This is a genomic window from Corynebacterium testudinoris (assembly GCF_001021045.1).
Classification (GTDB): domain Bacteria; phylum Actinomycetota; class Actinomycetes; order Mycobacteriales; family Mycobacteriaceae; genus Corynebacterium; species Corynebacterium testudinoris.
The window spans coordinates 997,399-1,013,753 of the sequence record NZ_CP011545.1 but is presented as its reverse complement, the minus strand read 5'-3'; the positions used below and the strand labels follow the sequence as shown (position 1 = coordinate 1,013,753).

Annotated in this window: 12 protein-coding genes; 6 read left to right on the top strand and 6 right to left on the bottom strand. The window is 62.2% G+C overall.

Going from position 1 to position 16,355, the window contains the following annotated elements:
- Positions 1-168: 168 nt before the first annotated feature.
- Both CTEST_RS04975 and CTEST_RS04970 read left to right on the top strand, forming a co-directional pair.
- Positions 169-567 carry a (deoxy)nucleoside triphosphate pyrophosphohydrolase gene (locus CTEST_RS04975; protein ID WP_047252810.1) on the top strand — a complete coding sequence of 133 codons (399 nt, stop codon included), beginning with the start codon at positions 169-171 and terminating at the stop codon, positions 565-567.
- Positions 564-3,497: a DUF3427 domain-containing protein gene (locus CTEST_RS04970; protein WP_047252809.1), complete on the top strand. Its 2,934-nt coding sequence runs from the start codon at positions 564-566 to the stop codon at positions 3,495-3,497. Before CTEST_RS04975 ends, CTEST_RS04970 begins: the two co-directional genes overlap by 4 nt.
- Before the next feature lie 305 nt (positions 3,498-3,802).
- Here the strand turns inward: CTEST_RS04970 and CTEST_RS04960 are convergent, their stop codons facing one another.
- The 3 genes from CTEST_RS04960 to CTEST_RS04950 all read right to left on the bottom strand — a co-directional run bounded on the left by CTEST_RS04960 (position 3,803) and on the right by CTEST_RS04950 (position 6,687).
- Positions 3,803-4,075, bottom strand: coding sequence for a hypothetical protein (locus CTEST_RS04960; protein ID WP_144413224.1), 273 nt, complete (start codon positions 4,073-4,075; stop codon positions 3,803-3,805).
- Positions 4,076-4,249: 174 nt separating this feature from the next.
- On the bottom strand, positions 4,250-5,446 hold the full coding sequence (locus tag CTEST_RS04955) for a DUF418 domain-containing protein (protein WP_047252806.1): 1,197 nt from the start codon (positions 5,444-5,446) through the stop codon (positions 4,250-4,252).
- Positions 5,447-5,469: 23 nt separating this feature from the next.
- Entirely contained in the window at positions 5,470-6,687 is a 1,218-nt protein-coding gene (locus tag CTEST_RS04950; protein ID WP_047252805.1) for an MFS transporter, read from the bottom strand.
- A gap of 92 nt (positions 6,688-6,779) precedes the next feature.
- On the opposite strand from CTEST_RS04950, the gene CTEST_RS13310 reads away from it, so the two are divergent.
- A complete protein-coding gene (locus tag CTEST_RS13310) occupies positions 6,780-7,253 on the top strand; it encodes a hypothetical protein (RefSeq protein ID WP_144413223.1) in 474 nt (157 codons plus the stop codon).
- A gap of 9 nt (positions 7,254-7,262) precedes the next feature.
- Here CTEST_RS13310 and CTEST_RS04940 read toward each other — a convergent pair whose 3' ends face one another.
- From CTEST_RS04940 to CTEST_RS04930, 3 genes are all read right to left on the bottom strand, one after another.
- Entirely contained in the window at positions 7,263-8,348 is a 1,086-nt protein-coding gene (locus CTEST_RS04940; protein ID WP_047252804.1) for a serine hydrolase domain-containing protein, read from the bottom strand.
- A 10-nt stretch (positions 8,349-8,358) separates the two neighbouring features.
- The gene (locus CTEST_RS04935; RefSeq protein ID WP_047252803.1) at positions 8,359-9,171 is read right to left on the bottom strand and encodes a hypothetical protein; all 813 of its coding nucleotides are present in this window, start codon (positions 9,169-9,171) and stop codon (positions 8,359-8,361) included.
- A 98-nt stretch (positions 9,172-9,269) separates the two neighbouring features.
- A complete protein-coding gene (locus CTEST_RS04930) occupies positions 9,270-10,847 on the bottom strand; it encodes a carboxylesterase/lipase family protein (RefSeq protein ID WP_047252802.1) in 1,578 nt (525 codons plus the stop codon).
- A gap of 19 nt (positions 10,848-10,866) precedes the next feature.
- Here CTEST_RS04930 and CTEST_RS04925 point away from each other — a divergent pair, with 19 nt between their 5' ends.
- From CTEST_RS04925 to CTEST_RS04915, 3 genes are all read left to right on the top strand, one after another.
- A complete protein-coding gene (locus tag CTEST_RS04925) occupies positions 10,867-11,676 on the top strand; it encodes a shikimate 5-dehydrogenase (RefSeq protein WP_047252801.1) in 810 nt (269 codons plus the stop codon).
- Between the two features lie 145 nt (positions 11,677-11,821).
- Positions 11,822-12,556, top strand: coding sequence for a hypothetical protein (locus CTEST_RS04920; RefSeq protein ID WP_236686144.1), 735 nt, complete (start codon positions 11,822-11,824; stop codon positions 12,554-12,556).
- A gap of 1 nt (position 12,557) precedes the next feature.
- Positions 12,558-16,262: an ABC transporter ATP-binding protein gene (locus CTEST_RS04915; RefSeq protein ID WP_047252799.1), complete on the top strand. Its 3,705-nt coding sequence runs from the start codon at positions 12,558-12,560 to the stop codon at positions 16,260-16,262.
- Positions 16,263-16,355: the final 93 nt, after the last annotated feature.

Here is a 16,355-nt window from a genome sequence, read left to right as displayed (position 1 = left end):
CAACTTATGCCACACCTACATTATCGATACAGATGGATTGTGCTGGACATTTCCGCCCACAGCAAAGTCACCGTTAGCGAATGCTTATCGACTGCTTATCGACGCCGCCGTGGCTAGCGTCGCAGTCCCCTCCCGCCAAGCGGTGCCCAGGCACCTATGATTGTCCCTATGTCTCAGCGGATAGAGGTAGTGGGCGCAGTCATCGTGCGAGACGGCCTCATCCTCGCCGTCCAACGCGGACCCGGCAAAGCCCTCCCCGGGACATGGGAGTTCCCCGGCGGAAAAATCGAAAACGGCGAAAGCCCAGCAGACGCCCTCCTCCGCGAACTCCGGGAGGAACTCCTCTGCGAGGCAACAATCGGCGACCTCATCACCACCACGGCCCATGACTACGACTTTGGCACCGTCGTGCTGACCACCTTCTTCTGCGCTCTAAACCACGACGAACCAACCTTGACCGAGCACGTCGACTTGCGCTGGCTCCGGCCCGCCGACCTCCTCTCAGTCGACTGGGCGCCCGCTGACGTGCCCGCCGTGGAAATCATCATGGAAAAATTCGCCTCGTGATACCCCCACCCCGTTCCATCGCGCGCGACGTCGAATTCGGGTTCCTCGACGGATCTCTGCCAGCGGATCAACTGCACAACCCCGTGCTCATCTCAAACACTGATGACAACACGATGCTGCGCGCCATCCGGGAAGAGCTATCAAACTCGTCTCATTTCATCTTCTCGGTCGCTTTCATCACCAGCTCAGGCCTGGCAATCCTCAAGCAAGCACTCCATGAATTCCCTGGCACCGGCGAGATCATTACCTCCCGCTACCTTGACTTCAATGAGCCCGATGTATTCCGAGAGCTTCTCAATCTTGACCGGGTGACAGTTCACGTACACCCAGATATCGAGGACGGCTTCCACGCCAAGGGCTACATCTTTCACCACGGCTTCGGCGTCACTGCCATCGTCGGCAGCTCCAACCTCACGGATAGTGCCCTCGTGGTGAATCAAGAATGGAACTTGCGTTTCTCGGCGCTACCCGGCGGCCACATCGTCGATCAACTCGACCGAGCCGTGCACAAGCAAAGGGACCGAGCCCAGCCGCTGTCATTGGAGTGGATCACAACCTACGAACAGAGCCGGCGCCCGAGAACGATCATGGCCCAGTCTGATCACCTGGTCGACGTCACCGATGACCAGCACGTCATCGTCCCCAATATGATGCAATCCGCGGCCCTGGAAGCTCTCGGCAACGTCGTCGACGCGGGCGAAAAGCGAGCTGTCATCATCTCTGCGACGGGCACGGGTAAGACGATCCTGGCCGCTCTGGCGGCCAGGAAGGCACAACCCCAACGCTTGCTGTTCGTCGTCCACCGCGAGCAAATCCTCACCAAGGCATCAGAAGAGTTCCGACGCGTCCTCGGCGCCCCAACCTCCGACTTCGGTTTCTACGTCGGTGGCCGAAAACAACTCGACGCCAAATACGTCTTCGCCACCTACCAGTCGCTGTCTCGCCCCGACACATTGCCAACTATTGATCCCCGAGCCTTCGACTACATCATCATCGATGAGGTCCACCGTGCCGGCGCCGAAAGCTACCGTCGCTTGTTGGACCACTTCCAACCACAGTTTCTGTTGGGATTAACGGCCACTCCCGAACGCACTGATGGATTTAACATCTTCGAGTTATTCGACTACAACGTGCCCTTTGAGATCCGCTTGCAGGATGCACTCCGATCCAAGATGCTGGTGCCGTTCCACTATTACGGCATTTCTGACTTCACCGATAGTCGCGGCCGAGTGCCCCACGACGTGTCGTCGTTGGAAGAACTTCTTTCCGACGACCGAATCGACTACCTCCTCGAGATGCTCCGCGTCTACGGCTATCCCCGCGGGGTCAGAGGACTCATTTTCTGCAGTAGAACACAGGAAGCGATCCGGCTCTCCACGTCACTCAACCAACGCTATGTCAATGGCCAGCTCCTCCGAACCGTGGCTCTCACTGGAGCAGACTCCGAGGCTGCCCGCGAAGATGCCATAGCCAAACTTGAGTCCGGCGAACTCGACTATGTGCTCACCGTGGACATCTTCAACGAGGGAATTGACATCCCCTCCGTAAACCAGATCGTCATGCTCCGAGGCACGCAATCAAGCATCATTTTCACCCAACAACTCGGTAGAGGCTTACGCAAAGCGGCTGGGAAAGACCATCTTCGAGTCATCGACTTCATTGGCAACTACGCCAACAACTACCTCATCCCCATCGCCCTGACCGGCGACAATTCAGCCAACAAGGAAAGCGTGCGAGAAAAGATCGTTCGCACTCGTGCAGAGGGGCTGACCTTAGGCACTTCCAGCGTGAACTTCGATCGCATCGCGCAGAGCAGAATTCTCGATGCACTGGCCAAAGCAAGGCTCGCAGGTAAGCGCGAGTTTAAGGAGGCGATCCTCAATCTTCAGTACCGGCTGGGTCAAATACCCCTTCTCATCGATTTTGCCCGCTTTGACACCATCGATCCCTATCTGCTCGCCAGCAAGTACAGCAATTATTGGAGCCTGCTTCATTCTTTCAAGCTCACCGACATCGGTCCCACTCCGCAGGAAGAGCACTACCTCAAGTTTCTCAGCACAGAACTTCTCAACGGGTTTCGACCTCACGAACTACTCCTGATCAAGGAGCTCCTCGAGTCCGGCCCCCTCTCCAGAACTGCATTTCAGCAGCATCTCAAACAGCTAGGCACCTCCCATTCTGACGACGTCCTGGACTCCACGGAGCGCGTCCTCACCCTTGACTTTTTCGGTGCCCGCCGCCGAAACCAATACGGTGCCATCTCCTTCCTCTCCATCGACGGGGATTCCTACGCTCTCGATCCGACGTTCAAGAGTCTCTATTTCGCCTATCGTGAAGGCGGCGACCGCGCCCACACTGCCCAATCTTTCCGCTCGCACGTGGACGACATTCTCAGCACCGCGCTATATCTCAACGAAGCACGGCACTCCTGGAATGGAGACTTAGTAATTGGCAACCGATACAGCCGAAAGGATGCCTGCAGACTCCTCCTGTGGGAAAAGAACCAAGAGTCCACCCTCTTTGGCTACAAGGTGGACACGGTGACATCCACCTGCCCCATCTTCGTTACCTATCACAAGGACCCCGACGTCTCCGCGAGTACACGATACGAAGACGAGTTCGCCAGCCCCCGGCTCATGAAGTGGTTCTCCAAAAATGACCGGACCCTCGACAGCTCCGAACTCACACCCATCATCACCAACGAGGTGCCCCTGCACCTGTTTGTTAAAAAGAGCGACTCCGATGGATTAGACTTCTTCTATCTCGGGGAGGCCGACAGCACTGACCCCCGCCAAACCACGATGGTTGGAACGGATGACAAGATCCACGATGTCGTCACCATGGGCCTTCATCTGGAGTCAGAAGTAGAACGAGGTCTCTATGAATACCTCGTCGAGAACAGCGGGCTTCCTCGCAGTCACATCGAATAGGCGTTAATGGGTCGCCAGGATGCGAATGCCGCCTCCTACCGTGACGTTTCGGGAAAGGTGGTCGATGGTGAAGACCAAGACCTGAGCGATGCACTTCCCACCTACGTTTTCACAATCGGGGTCCTGCCCAGGGTTCGTCCTTCTCCGTTGCGCGACACGTGTGATGGCGGCGTTCCTCGGGACGCAACAGAAGTAGCCAAAAGCTGTCCTGACGGTAGCGATGATATGCACGCGCATGTGTCCATTGAACCGCCGATACCCCCCTGCTCCCCATTCGGAAGTAGTCATCGAGGCCAACTACATGATCAGCTACCAAAGTCTTTGAGAAAGACCCCAATGATCTCGACATCAACGATGTCGTCGAGGGGAATGTCACGGTAGCGACGATCATCGAGAGTCCTGAGCCGCACACTATCCGGATCCATGGACCAGGCTTGGCCTACCTCGATCTTGGCGGGTTCCTGTCGTCGCACCCTCACAATCATGCCCGTCGCCAGGGCCTCTAGGAGTTCCTCATACATGGTGACGAAGATAGCCGGCACCGCCGGCACCACGGTGCAGAATCTAGGACGAGCCACAGGGAATGAACTTAGCCACATGAGGCCGGATAATGATCGATTTGGTGCTAATGCACGAGCTTCACTCTCTAGAACCCCGACTCCATGGTGGCCTTCTGGCTCTTTCAGAGGGCCTGTCTGGATCCTTTACGCCATTGAGCCTGGAAGCCTACGGTAACCACCTCGTTTTGTCCCCTAATCCTCCTCGGGGAGGGATTTCTCGGTTCTGGGGGCAGAGTCGTCTGGAGTACTGGGGACAGGTTCCTTTTCGCTCTCTGGACCCATCGTCTTCTCCACCACCCGGTGGACGGCCCATTCGACGGGGCCACGGCGGAAGAACCATCGCCATAGTGATGCGAAAAGTAGGAAGCCGAGAATTTGGGCTAGGAACATCCCCATCCAGGCGGGATCGGATTCGATTGGCATGGGATAGGTTCCTTCCCCCGGCGGATACATGCCCCACTCAAAGTCGAGGGCATAGGCACCTTCCAAGGCGAATTCGTCTCCCATCTTGAGGCTGGGATCCATGTCCGGGAAGTAATACGGCGGTTCGGCGGGAATGAAGTGAGCGGAGACGAAGGTGCCGTTGGCAATGGTGGTGATCAGCACATGGACGATGTAGACCGTGTAGGACATCGCACCGAGCGCTCGAAGCGGGTAGGTCACCCACACGATGGCGGGTACTCGGCATGCGAGGAGGCAGACGGCGATGACAATCATCGACACCGCGCTTGAGCTCACGACATCGAGGAAGTCTCCGGAGTGGGGTGTTCCACCCAAGAGCTCCCTGAAAAGTCCTCCGCCGATGCTCGCTGCGACTGACATCATCAAGGCCACGAAGAGGAGTATTCCGCCGATTCCGAGCAACATCCACTGTCGATCTGCTCGTTCCAGCGCCAGACGGTGGATGAGCAATCCGATGAGGAGGTAGGCGACCCAGGCTAGTAGCGGGTAGGAGCCAAAAAGTAGATCGCTGAGCTGCAAGCCCGCGAATCCAATGTAGAAGTAGTACTGCGAGGCGGCTAGTAATGGTCCAGCGATGAGCAGTACTGCCAACAAGGTGAAGAGCCACCGAAGGCGCCACCCGATCACCGGGAGTAGTAGGAGGTAGGCTGCACCGATCGCGGTCAACACGATCATGATGTAGCTCTGGATCCCAGAGAGAATGACCCCCAGTCCGAGCAGGATGACGGCGCGGATGAGGATGTTGAATCGCGCCCGGCTCAGTGATTCCGAGCGTTCGGTAATGATGCCCATCGATACGCCCGCTAGCACGGCGAACAAAGCCGAGGGATAGCCGGTGGTGATCCACGTTTCGGGTCCTAAGTGGGCGGCGATCATGCCGGTGATGGCGAGTGCGCGGGCTAGATCCAGGCCGTGGATGCGGGTCATGGATTAATGGTATTGGAAAGCTCTTAGATTCGCTCTAGCTTTGGGGCGCGGCCATCGTCGAGTGTTTCTCGGCCGAAAGCCCACGCCACGGCCGCCAGCAAGCCGATGACACCACAGATGAGGAAACCCACCTCGAAGCCATAGACCTGGGCGACGTAGCCGATGAGGATGGGGCCGGTGATGGCGCCGAAGTCCATGGCCATTTGGTAGTTGGCCAGCACGCTTCCGCCGGATCGTTCACTGCCGATGACATCGGCCACGACAGCTTGTTGGGATGGATTGAGCATGCCTGCTCCCGCGCCCGCCAGCGCCGAGACGATGAGTAAGGGCCACAGGTCGTGGGTGAACCCGAGGGTGGCCGTGAAAATCGCATTGATCACCAGCCCGACGATGATGAGTGGCTTGCGGCCGATGGTGTCGGCCAGTCGGCCCGAAACCTGGAGGACTACTGCGTTGCCAGCTGCAAAGGCGGCCATGGCCAGCCCGGCGATGGCCGCGCCGTTGTTGAAGGCAGCGGCGACGAAGAGGGGCAAGGTTGCCACGCGCACGCCGAAGTTGATCCATCCGTGGGCGAAGGCGGAAATGAGCGCTGATCGATAGGCGCTGTCGCGGATGGCCTCGCGGAACAGCAAAGGATTGGCTTTGGCCTTGTCAGATTGGGAGTCTTCCTGTGGCTTTGGCATTTTCCACCACACCACGAAGGCAGCCACCGCCACGGTGAATCCGTAGATGACGAAGGGAACCCGCATTCCGAGGACGGAAAGGGCGGCACCAATAATGGGGCCGATGATGTTGCCCACGAGGAAGGCGGTGCCGTAGAGCGCTGAGGCTCTGCCGCGACAGTCGGGCGGGGCCATCTTCACAATGAGGCCCATGGCCGAAACGGTGAACATCGTGGAGCCAATGCCTGCGATGCCTCGCAGGAGCAAGATGTGCCAGTATTCCTGTGCCCCACCGACCAAGGCGGTCGTCACTGCCACGGTCATCAGGCCCGTGAGATAGACCCGGCGAGAGCCGATGCGGTCGATGAGCTTTCCTGATGCCGGAGCGAAGATGAGTCGGGATCCGGCGAAGACGGAGATGACGGCGCCTGCGGCAGCCATGGATACATCGAAACTGACCACGAACTGCGGCATGATCGGCGCGATAAATCCGTAGCCCAGCGCGATGATGAAGGCAGCGGATACGAGGATCCAGATTTCGCTGGGCAGCTTCGGTGTGGCGTCAGTGTGCTCGGTCATGTCTTGTTCAGATTACACTGACCACTGTGATTCGCACTACTGTTCGCATGAATCGAACACTCGTGTCTATGGCGGGATCTAGAGTTCACCACATGACAACCAACACTGCTCACTACTACGCCCACCTCCTCCGCCACCGTCAGGCTTCGACCCTCAACGATTTGTCCTCCATCATTCATCACCCACGCTCTCTTGCCCGGCCGACTGCCTCGTGGCGCCCACCACTCAAGCGGCTGCCGGCACCACCAGAAGGAGAGGCACTCAACGTGACCATTACTCGCCATCGAGTTGGTCCGCAGGCCAAGGCACGTGTTTTCGGCTTCGGCGAGGATCGGGTCCCGGCATACCTCCTTACTCTCCGGTTCACGGATCCGCGGGGCGGCAGCGTTGATGTTGCGCTCGCAGAGGGGTGGGTGAGAGCCCTGATTCATGACGCCGCAGCTGACGCCGTCCACGAGGTCACGGTCACCGACCACGCTCCCACGTTTGTGTGGCTGGCCGATAGTGATTACCTGCCTGTCCGCTCCCCCGCCTCACTCTTTGGTGGGTTTGAACAGGCTGCTTAGCAGCGGAATCTACAACGCGCGGAGGTAGCGATCGATCACGTCAAATGGTGACGTAAGGATCGAGTTGATGGAACCAGCAATGAAGGCATCATCTTCAGGGCTATAAAAGGCAAACGCACCTGTCACACCGGTATGCCCGAACATCAGTTGCTTTTTCGGTCCGAACGGGAATCGGCTGTTGTGGGGCGCGGCCATCATGCCCGCCCCATAGCGCAGCGGCCAGTATTGGATTCGCCGCAACTCCGGTTCAGCCAGATGACGCGGGTTGAAGAGCTTGCCCGTGTGGAAGGCGCGGATAAACGTCAACAGATCATCCGCCGTGGAGATCACGCCGGCTGATCCTGGGGAACTGGACAGGTAACGCGATGCCCACACCGGGTCCTTGTGGGTCCGAAATGGGGCGTAGTCGCGGGTCGCTGGAACCACGAACGTGGTCAACTCCATTCCCAATGGCACAAGGATGTACTCGTAGGCCATCTCCTGGAAGCTACGGCCCGTGGTGTGCTGGGCAACCTGTGACAACAGCTCAGCATTGAGGTCTGAGTAGTGGGCTCGTCGCCCTGAACCACCGGGTGGGAATTTGGCGCCAATCGTGGCGGAGATTTCCATCTGCTCGTCGACGTGGACCACGCGATCCCAATCGACGATCTGCTCGACAACGGTGCGGCCCCCGGGGTCGCGGCTGTCTTCCCAGCTCGGCAGGCCAGACGTCTGGTCCAGCAAGTGACGGACGGTGATGTCGGCCCCGTAGTCCGACCCGCCCACCACGTGGAGTCCATCCAGGGAGCCCGAGGGCATGCGGGAGGCCACCGAGGAGTGATATGTGAGTCGTCCCTCGTCGATGAGGCGGAAAATGATCGCGTGGGTAAATAGCTTGCTCACTGATTCCGCCGCGAAGCGGGCATCAGTGTCCATCGCGTCGAAGCAATAAGAATGGCGGACGGTGCCGTCCGTGGTTTCGAGGACGACCGCGACGTCGCCAAGCTTATTCATAGCCGCCACCTTGGTGTCGGCGTCAGCGAGTGACTCCTTCACCGTGGGTTGCGGTCGATTCCGCCAACTACCAAGCCGCTCGCGGAGTGAGGAGCGGGCCATGCCCAGCTACCTACCTTTCGTCGTCTTCCGAATCATCTTCAGAATCCTCATCTGAATCATCAAAATCCACGTCGTCTTCGTCGTCCGCGCCGAAGATGTCATAGACGTCCGGCTCATCAAACTCATCGTCGTCGAAGGACACGAGCTGAGCCTCCCAGTCATTCGCCTGGTCGGCGGCGAGGGAAAGGACGTCGAAGAGTCGGTCGAAGTCGGTGAAAGCGCCCAACTCCAAGATCTCGTCGGTGGCCAACTCCACGTCGGCGTTGAGGTCGGCGAACAACCGCATGCGGTCCTCGTCGGACAACTGGTCATCGCCGTCGGACTCCCACAGCTCCCCGATGGCCTGATCGATGAGGTCCTCGAAGGACTCACCCTTGGCGATGAAGATGACGGAGGCGGTGGGCACGCCGTCGACGACCTCCACCTGGACCTCCAGCTCAGAGTTCTCACCGGCCTCCGCGCGGACGAGGTTCGCGATGAGGGAGTCCTGATAAAACTCCAGCTCAGCGATGCGCTCGTCGGTGCCTTCCAGCAGGTCACGCAACACGGTGATCATCTGGTCGGTGGCAACGTGCTTGTCCACGGTGGCCACCGCGTCCTCGACGGAGAAAACAACGGAGACCAATACGGCCTCGAAGTCCTCATCGTCCTCGTCTACATCGGCGGCGGCGATGTAGACGTTGGCGGCCGGCATGTGCGGGTCAATTTCCACGAACTGGATTTCCAGGTCCGAGGTGATGGGGACGAACATCGTGTCGTCGTTCACCCGGGACTCGATGCCGTCGGCGTCCAGTGCTGCAGCGATGTCCTCAAAGAAACTCATGGTGGGCTGTGGTCCTTCCAAAACAGAGGCGAAACCGCGGTCGGCAGTCCCGATCTAGCCTAGCCGCGCCGCCGCCATCTCGCCGGGAACTTCACTTGTCATCCTCGGGATTCCCGCAAATCGGTAGCCTGCATCAACATTCCCAGCTCTTCGAGCAATTCGGGGCGGCCATTCCCCCACTCGGTCATGCGGTAGTCCTCCCAGGCGCGGCGTTGGGCGGCCTTCGGATCAAAAAGCGCACGGGTGTCATGGTCGAAAACCACTGTGGCGCGGCCAGGCCGGGTGTCATCCGCGCCGTCATAGGCGGGCCATTCTTCCCCAGGGTGGCCGTGGTGGATGAAGGAACCCCAGTGGTATTGGATAAGGTCGGTCAGCTCCTCGTATCCGTCCATGCCGCCGAAGCGGGAGAGCCCGGCGGTGCGGGAGGCGGTGGGGTCGCCGAACACTGCGGAGAGTTCGAGGGAGTGCATGGCCCCTAGACCCAGCCAGCGCAGGGCGGCGGGTGCGTAGTCGAAGCGGTACATCCAGGTGGGGGCGGTGCGGGCGTGCGCACCGGCGAGGCGGACGGAGGGGGCCCAGAAGAGGGCGTCGGCAAGCAGCTCGGCGAATTGGGTGCGTTCGGTGGCACCCTCGTAGGCCCGGAGGACGCGCGGGGCGTGGGCGGGATCGAACGCGGAGAGCAAGCGCAGGGCGCTGCGGGAGCGCGCGGAGGTGCGCATGTAGAAGACTTTGGAAAAGCTGGCCTCATCCGAGTTGGTGCCAATGAGCAGCGGGACTTGGGCCTGACCACCGGATTCGAAGATGGTGAGGGGGTGGTCGGGGACCACCCCGCCGTCGATAGTCGGGCCATAACAGGAGTTGAGGTGCAGCAGCTCACCGCCGTGCCACATCATGGACTGCCCGGCGCGGACGAGGTCGGCGGCGGATTCATCGCGCAGGTCGGCCAAGGTCGCTTGGCGCGGCAGGGCCATGCGGTAGACGAGCTCGCGGGCCCACAGCGTGGCCTGGGCGCGGGAGTGAATCATGGAGATCGGCGGGGATTGGGCGATGGCGCGGTGGAAGAGCCCGGCGACGGCGGGCACGCCCATGAGGGTGGTCACGGCTGCGCCACCGGCGGATTCGCCCATGAGGGTGACGCGGTCGGGGTCTCCTCCGAAGGCGGCGATGTTGGCCCGGACCCACTTGAGGGCCAGGATTTGATCGCGCACAGCCGGGTTGGCTACGCAATCCTCGCCGATGCTGCGCAGGTCAAGGTAGCCGAGCACGCCGAGGCGGAAGTTAATGGACACATAAACCGCGTCCATGGTGCGGGCAAAGGAGTAGCCGCGCAGCATCCGTTCGTGGGAGGAGCCCATGATGAAGGATCCGCCGTGGAGGTAGACAACGACGGGCAAAACGTCGTCCGTGTCGGGGCGAACAATGTCGAGGGCGAGGCAATCTTCATCACCGATAATCCTGTCCGTCCAGGAGTATGTCGGCTGCGGGGCGGGTGGGGCGAAGCGGGTGGCGTCGCGCACGCCAGCCCAGGGTTCGCGCTGCTGAGGGGCCCTAAACCGGCCCGATCCGGAGGTAGGCGCGCCGAAGGGAACCCCGCGCCAGGTGCGGATGCCTAACTCTTCATCGACCAGCCCACGGACCACTCCGGCGGTGGTGGCGATATCGGGCCCCGTGCTCATAGCTACTACGGTAGTGAGCATGGTTAATTACGTCGACCGGGAAACCACTCTGTGCATTTCGTTGTCTGCTCGCCCCTCGAATCACGGCGTCCGTTTCCACAACTGGCTCTACGCCGAACTCGGCCTCAACTTCCTGTACAAGGCGGTGGCACCGACGGACATCACCGCCGCCATCGCGGGCGTTCGCGGCCTGGCTATCCGCGGGGCCGGGGTCTCCATGCCGTATAAGCAGGATGTCATCCCGCTTATCGACGCCCTGGATCCCTCCGCCGAGCGCATCAACGCCGTCAACACGATTGTCAATACTGACGGCGAGTTGGTCGGCTACAACACCGACTACGTTGCGGTGGCACAGTTGCTGCGCACCCACGAGGTTGATCCTTCCTTGCGCGTTGCCGTTCGCGGTTCCGGTGGAATGGCCAACGCGGTTGTTGCGGCGTTGGCTGATCACGGGCTGCAGGGCACGGTCGTGGCCCGCAATCATGCGACGGGCTCGGCGCTGGCGTCCCGCTATGGCTGGGAGTACTCGGCGGAGGTGCCGGCGGGTGCTGAGCTGCTGGTTAATGTCACCCCGTTGGGCATGGATGGTGAATCCGCGCACGTTCAGTCGTTCTCGGATGCCGAGGTCGAGGCCGCGGCCGTGGTGTTCGACGTCGTGGCTTTCCCGGTGGAAACACCCCTCATCCAGGCGGCCCGCCGTTTGGGCAAGCCGGTCATCACCGGTGGTGAGGTCGTTGCCCTCCAGGCTGCGGAGCAGTTCACTCTGTACACCGGTCACACCCCGACGCCGGAGCAGATCATCGCGGCCGAGGACTACGCCAGCCAATAAGTTTCACAGCATATTGCCAGTTGACTGTGGGAATGTGCCAGCCGTATTAGTGTGTTGATCCAGAAGTAAGCGATATATCGCCAGACATGGCCCCCGAGCGCCACCGAACGCCACCGAACGCCACTGCACAATGAGGAGTGACTTCATGACCATCACCGACGGCATCAATTCTGACCCCCAGGCCGTCGAGGCCACGAGCGGTTCCTCCGGGCGCCTGCTCATCGGCGCCCTGGATCGGGCCGTGTCCATCCAGTCCGGCGCCATCATCGCCTACGTCGAACGGCTGCGCCGCAAGAATCCCGATGCGAGCCCGCAGGAACTGCAGACCAAGATTGACAAGCACTTCGCTTACTTGGCCACCGGTTCCGGGGCGGGCGCGGGTGCTGCCGCCGCCGTCCCCGGCATTGGTTTCTTTACTGGTGCCGCCGCCATCGGCGCGGAATCCCTCGTCTTCCTCGATGCCGCGACCTGGTACACCATGGCCAGCGCGCATCTGCGCGGGGTGGATATCTCCGAAAAGGAGCGCCGTAAGGCGCTCATCCTCATTGTGTTGTTGGGGGCGAAGGGGACCGCGATCGTCGATACGCTGGTGGGCGATGTGTCCAAGGGGTCGGGGCTGTCCACCGTTGCCGCCATGGCCCGGTTCTCGGCTCCGAAGCTGACGGAGGTGAACAACCGGCTCATGCGCACGGCGTTGAAGTCGGTATCGAAGAAGTTCCGCCGGGCGTGGCTGGGCAAGATTATGCCGTTGGGGATCGGCGCGGTGCTGGGCACCCTGGCGAACCGGAAGCTGGCGAAGGCGGTCATCGCTAATTCGCGCGAGTCGCTCGGCCCTCTGCCGCGGGATTTTGGCACGCCCGGCCCCGTGATTGAAGCCTAACTTGGAGGGGCATTCCGGCCGACGGGTCCTCATCGATGTGCTTCGTCAGCGCCGCGGTGTCACCATCGCGGCCCTGGTGGCGACGGTCGGTGCGGTGCTCTTTGAAGTCGCCATCCCGCTGCTCACCGGCTCGGCCGTCGATGTCGCCACTGGCGCCATCACCTCGACCCCGGCGACGGAGCTGTTTCAACAATGGTCGCCTCTGACGGCGATCATTGTCGTGCTCGTCCTCGTCGCGGTGGGCCGCTTCGCCTGCCAATTCGCGCGGCGCTACACGGCTGGCCGATTATCCATCGGTACCCAGCACACGCTGCGGGTCCGGCTGCTCGACTCACTCCAGCGTCTCGACGGCCCCGGCCAAGACAACATCGTCACCGGCCAGGTCGTATCGCGCTCGATCTCCGATCTCAACGCCACCCAAGGCCTCGTCGCCATGGGACCGTTGGCGCTGGGATTACTCATTCAGCTCGTGGTCACCGCCGTGGTGATGTTTAGCGTCTCTCCCCTGCTCACCCTCATCGCCTGCGCTTTCCTCCCGCTCATCGTCGCGGTGGCACTGTTCTCCCGGCGCACGATGTACGCCGCTAACTGGGTCGCCCAACAAGCCACCGCCGACCTGGCCACCCACGTGGAACAAACCGTCACCGGCGTCCGCGTGGTCAAGGCCTTCGCCCAGGAAACCCGCGAGGTCGGCCGCCTCGACGCATTGGGACGCACGCTCTATGCGGTGAAAATGCGCTCGGCCAAACTCATGGCCCGCTATCAGCCGTTGCTGCAAAACCTGCCGCAGCTGGCCCTCGTGGTCAACATCCTCCTCGGCGGGTGGATGGCCATCCGTGGCGACATCACGGTGGGCACCTTCTTCGCCTTCTCCGTGTATCTGACGTCGATGACGCAGATCGTCAGCATGCTCTCCGGCATGATTGTCACCTTCCAGATGGGCCTGGCCTCCCTCGACCGCATCGCCGACATCCTCGACTTGCGCCCCTCGCGAGTCGATCCTGCCGATCCGCTGACCATCCCGGAGGGCCCCCTCGGCCTCGCCGTCGACGCCGTCACCTTCGATACCGACGGTCGCCGCGTCCTCGACTCACTCAGCCTCACCGTCCCCGCGGGCGGCTCGCTCGCCCTCATCGGCCCGCCCGGATCAGGAAAATCAATGGCGGTCCAACTGCTCGGCGGCTTCTACCAGCCGGATGCCGGGTCGCTCTCGCTTATCGACGCCGCCGGCACCCCCCTCCCCTACGGCCAGCTCACGCTGGCCACCCTGCGGCAGGCGGTCACCTGCGTCTTCGACGAGCCTTTCCTCTATTCCTCCACCATCCGCGACAACATCACCATGGGAGCCACCGCCACCGAGGAGGAGATCCGGCGCGCCGCGGAACTCGCGCAGGCCGTGTCCTTCATCGAGGAGCTGCCCGACGGCTTTGACACCGTCGTCGGCGAGCGAGGCCTCACCCTCTCCGGCGGGCAGCGCCAGCGCATCGCCCTGGCCCGCGCCCTCTTCGCCCGGCCCCGCATTCTCATTCTCGACGACGCCACCTCCGCCATCGATGCCGCCACCGAGGCCCGCATCATTCACGGCCTGCGGGCGGAGCTTAACGACGTCACCATCGTCTCCGTCGCCCACCGCCAATCCACCCTCGACCTCGCCGACAACGTCGCTATCGTCGACTCCGGCCGAGTGGTGGCCAGCGGGCCCGTGTCAGAGGTATCCACCGACCCGCAATTCCTCGCCGTCATGGACCCGACCCCACTCCAGCGAGAAATCGGTCCCGATCCAGCCCACGATGCCCTGTGGCCCGCCGAGACCCAACACGGTCGACAGGAACACATCATTGACTCCTCCGCCGTCGTCGGCGGGCGTGGCGGTGGCGGCCGAGGAATCGGCGCGATCACCGCCACTCCGGAGCTGTTGGAACGGGTGGACAAGCTTCCCCCCGCCACGGAGGAACCCGGCCTGGATTCCGCCCGCATCCGCGAGGACCTCTCCGACTTCCACCTCCGCGACCTTTTCCGCTCCGTCTGCTTCCTCATCCTCGGCGTCATCGCCTTGCTCATCGTCGGGGTGCTCGCCTCCCTCGCCTTCCCGACCCTCATGCGGTGGGCCGTCGACTTCGGCGTGGGACGAGACTCCGTGGGCACCCTCTGGGAGATCGCCGGGGCGGGCCTCGTCGTCGTCGCGATCTCGTGGGCCGCTGCCGTCGCCCTCGTCATCTACACCTCCCGCACCGGTGAACGACTCCTCTACAGCCTGCGCCTGCGCAGCTACGCCCATCTCCAACGGCTGAGCATGAGCTTCTATGAGACGACGATGTCGGGCCGCATCATGACCCGCATGACCACCGACATCGACACCCTCAGCTCCTTCCTCCAAACCGGACTGGCCCAGGCGATCGTCTCGGTGGGCACGCTCGTGGGCATCCTCGTCATGCTCGCCTACACCGACGCCGGCCTGTCCCTCGTCGCGGTGGCGGCCATCCCGCTCATCGTCGTGGTGACCATCATCTTCCGCCGGATCTCCACCCGCCTCTACGCCCAAGCCCGCGAGCAAATCAGCACCGTCAACGCAACCTTCCAAGAAGACATCAACGGGCTGCGCACCGCCCAGATGCACGGCCGCACTCCCCTGGCGCTGGCCACCTTCGAGCGCGAATCAGAACGCTACCGCCGCCTGCGGGTCCGCTCCCAGGCGGCCGTGGCGCTGTACTTCCCCGGCGTCAACGCCATCTCTCAGATCACCACTGCTTTAGTCCTCGGGGTCGGGGCGAGCCGGGTCGCCGGGGGCGATCTCACCGCCGGCGTGCTCGTCGCCTTCGTCATGTACCTCGCCCAGCTGTACGGGCCGATCCAGCAATTGGGCCAGATCTTCGACTCCTGGCAGCAGGCCGCCGTCGGTTTCCGCCGCATCACCGATCTGCTCGCTCACAAGCCCACGGTCGACGACACGGGCACCGACCCCGACGCTGGGCGCGCGGCCCGCGGCCCCCTCGCACTGCACGACGTGTCCTTCTCCTATGGCCCCGACTCCCCGCTCGTCGCCGAGGACATGAACCTCACCATCGCGCCGGGGACGACGCTGGCCCTGGTGGGGCCGACGGGGGCGGGGAAATCGACCGTCGTCAAGCTGTTGGCCCGGTTCTACGACCCGGTGACGGGCGAGGTGACAGCGAGCGGCACCGACATTCGCAATTTCCCGCTGCCGCAATGGCGCCGCCGCATCGCACAGGTGCCGCAGGAGGCACACCTCTTCATGGGCACGATCGCGGAAAATATCGCCTACGGCGAGCCCGAGGCCACGGACAGCGACATCGAAGATGCCGTCCGCCGCATCGGCGCACTCGCCATCATCGCCGACATCCCCGGCGGATTCCGCCACAACGTCGGCGAACGCGGCCGCGGCCTGTCCTCCGGACAGCGCCAACTCATCGCCCTCGCCCGCGCCGAACTCCTGCGCCCCGACGTCATGCTTCTCGACGAAGCCACCGCCACCCTCGACCCCGCCACCGAAGCCGCCGTCCTCGACGCCTCCGACCGGATCACCCGCGAACGCACCTCCATCGTCGTAGCCCACCGACTCGCCACCGCCGCCCGCGCTGACCGCATCCTCGTCATCGATGAGGGACGTATCATCGAAGACGGCACCCACTCGGCGCTCCTGGAACGGAACGGTGTGTACGCGGGGATGTGGCACTCCCACCGATAATGGGGGTGCGAAACTCCCCCTCCGCTATCTTGACGCGGGCGGGCACACGCTACCCTGTAGTGAGCTATTACCGTGTGAGCTAACGGACCACAA

Bases quoted from the DNA above. Each gene is read 5' to 3' on its own strand.
- CTEST_RS04975 (WP_047252810.1), top strand. From the start codon at position 169: ATGTCTCAGCGGATAGAGGTAGTGGGCGCAGTCATCGTGCGAGACGGC.
- CTEST_RS04955 (WP_047252806.1), bottom strand. From the start codon at position 5,446: ATGACCCGCATCCACGGCCTGGATCTAGCCCGCGCACTCGCCATCACC.
- CTEST_RS04950 (WP_047252805.1), bottom strand. From the start codon at position 6,687: ATGACCGAGCACACTGACGCCACACCGAAGCTGCCCAGCGAAATCTGG.
- CTEST_RS13310 (WP_144413223.1), top strand. From the start codon at position 6,780: ATGACAACCAACACTGCTCACTACTACGCCCACCTCCTCCGCCACCGT.
- CTEST_RS04940 (WP_047252804.1), bottom strand. From the start codon at position 8,348: ATGGCCCGCTCCTCACTCCGCGAGCGGCTTGGTAGTTGGCGGAATCGA.
- CTEST_RS04935 (WP_047252803.1), bottom strand. From the start codon at position 9,171: ATGAGTTTCTTTGAGGACATCGCTGCAGCACTGGACGCCGACGGCATC.
- CTEST_RS04930 (WP_047252802.1), bottom strand. From the start codon at position 10,847: ATGAGCACGGGGCCCGATATCGCCACCACCGCCGGAGTGGTCCGTGGG.
- CTEST_RS04925 (WP_047252801.1), top strand. From the start codon at position 10,867: ATGGTTAATTACGTCGACCGGGAAACCACTCTGTGCATTTCGTTGTCT.
- CTEST_RS04920 (WP_236686144.1), top strand. From the start codon at position 11,822: ATGACCATCACCGACGGCATCAATTCTGACCCCCAGGCCGTCGAGGCC.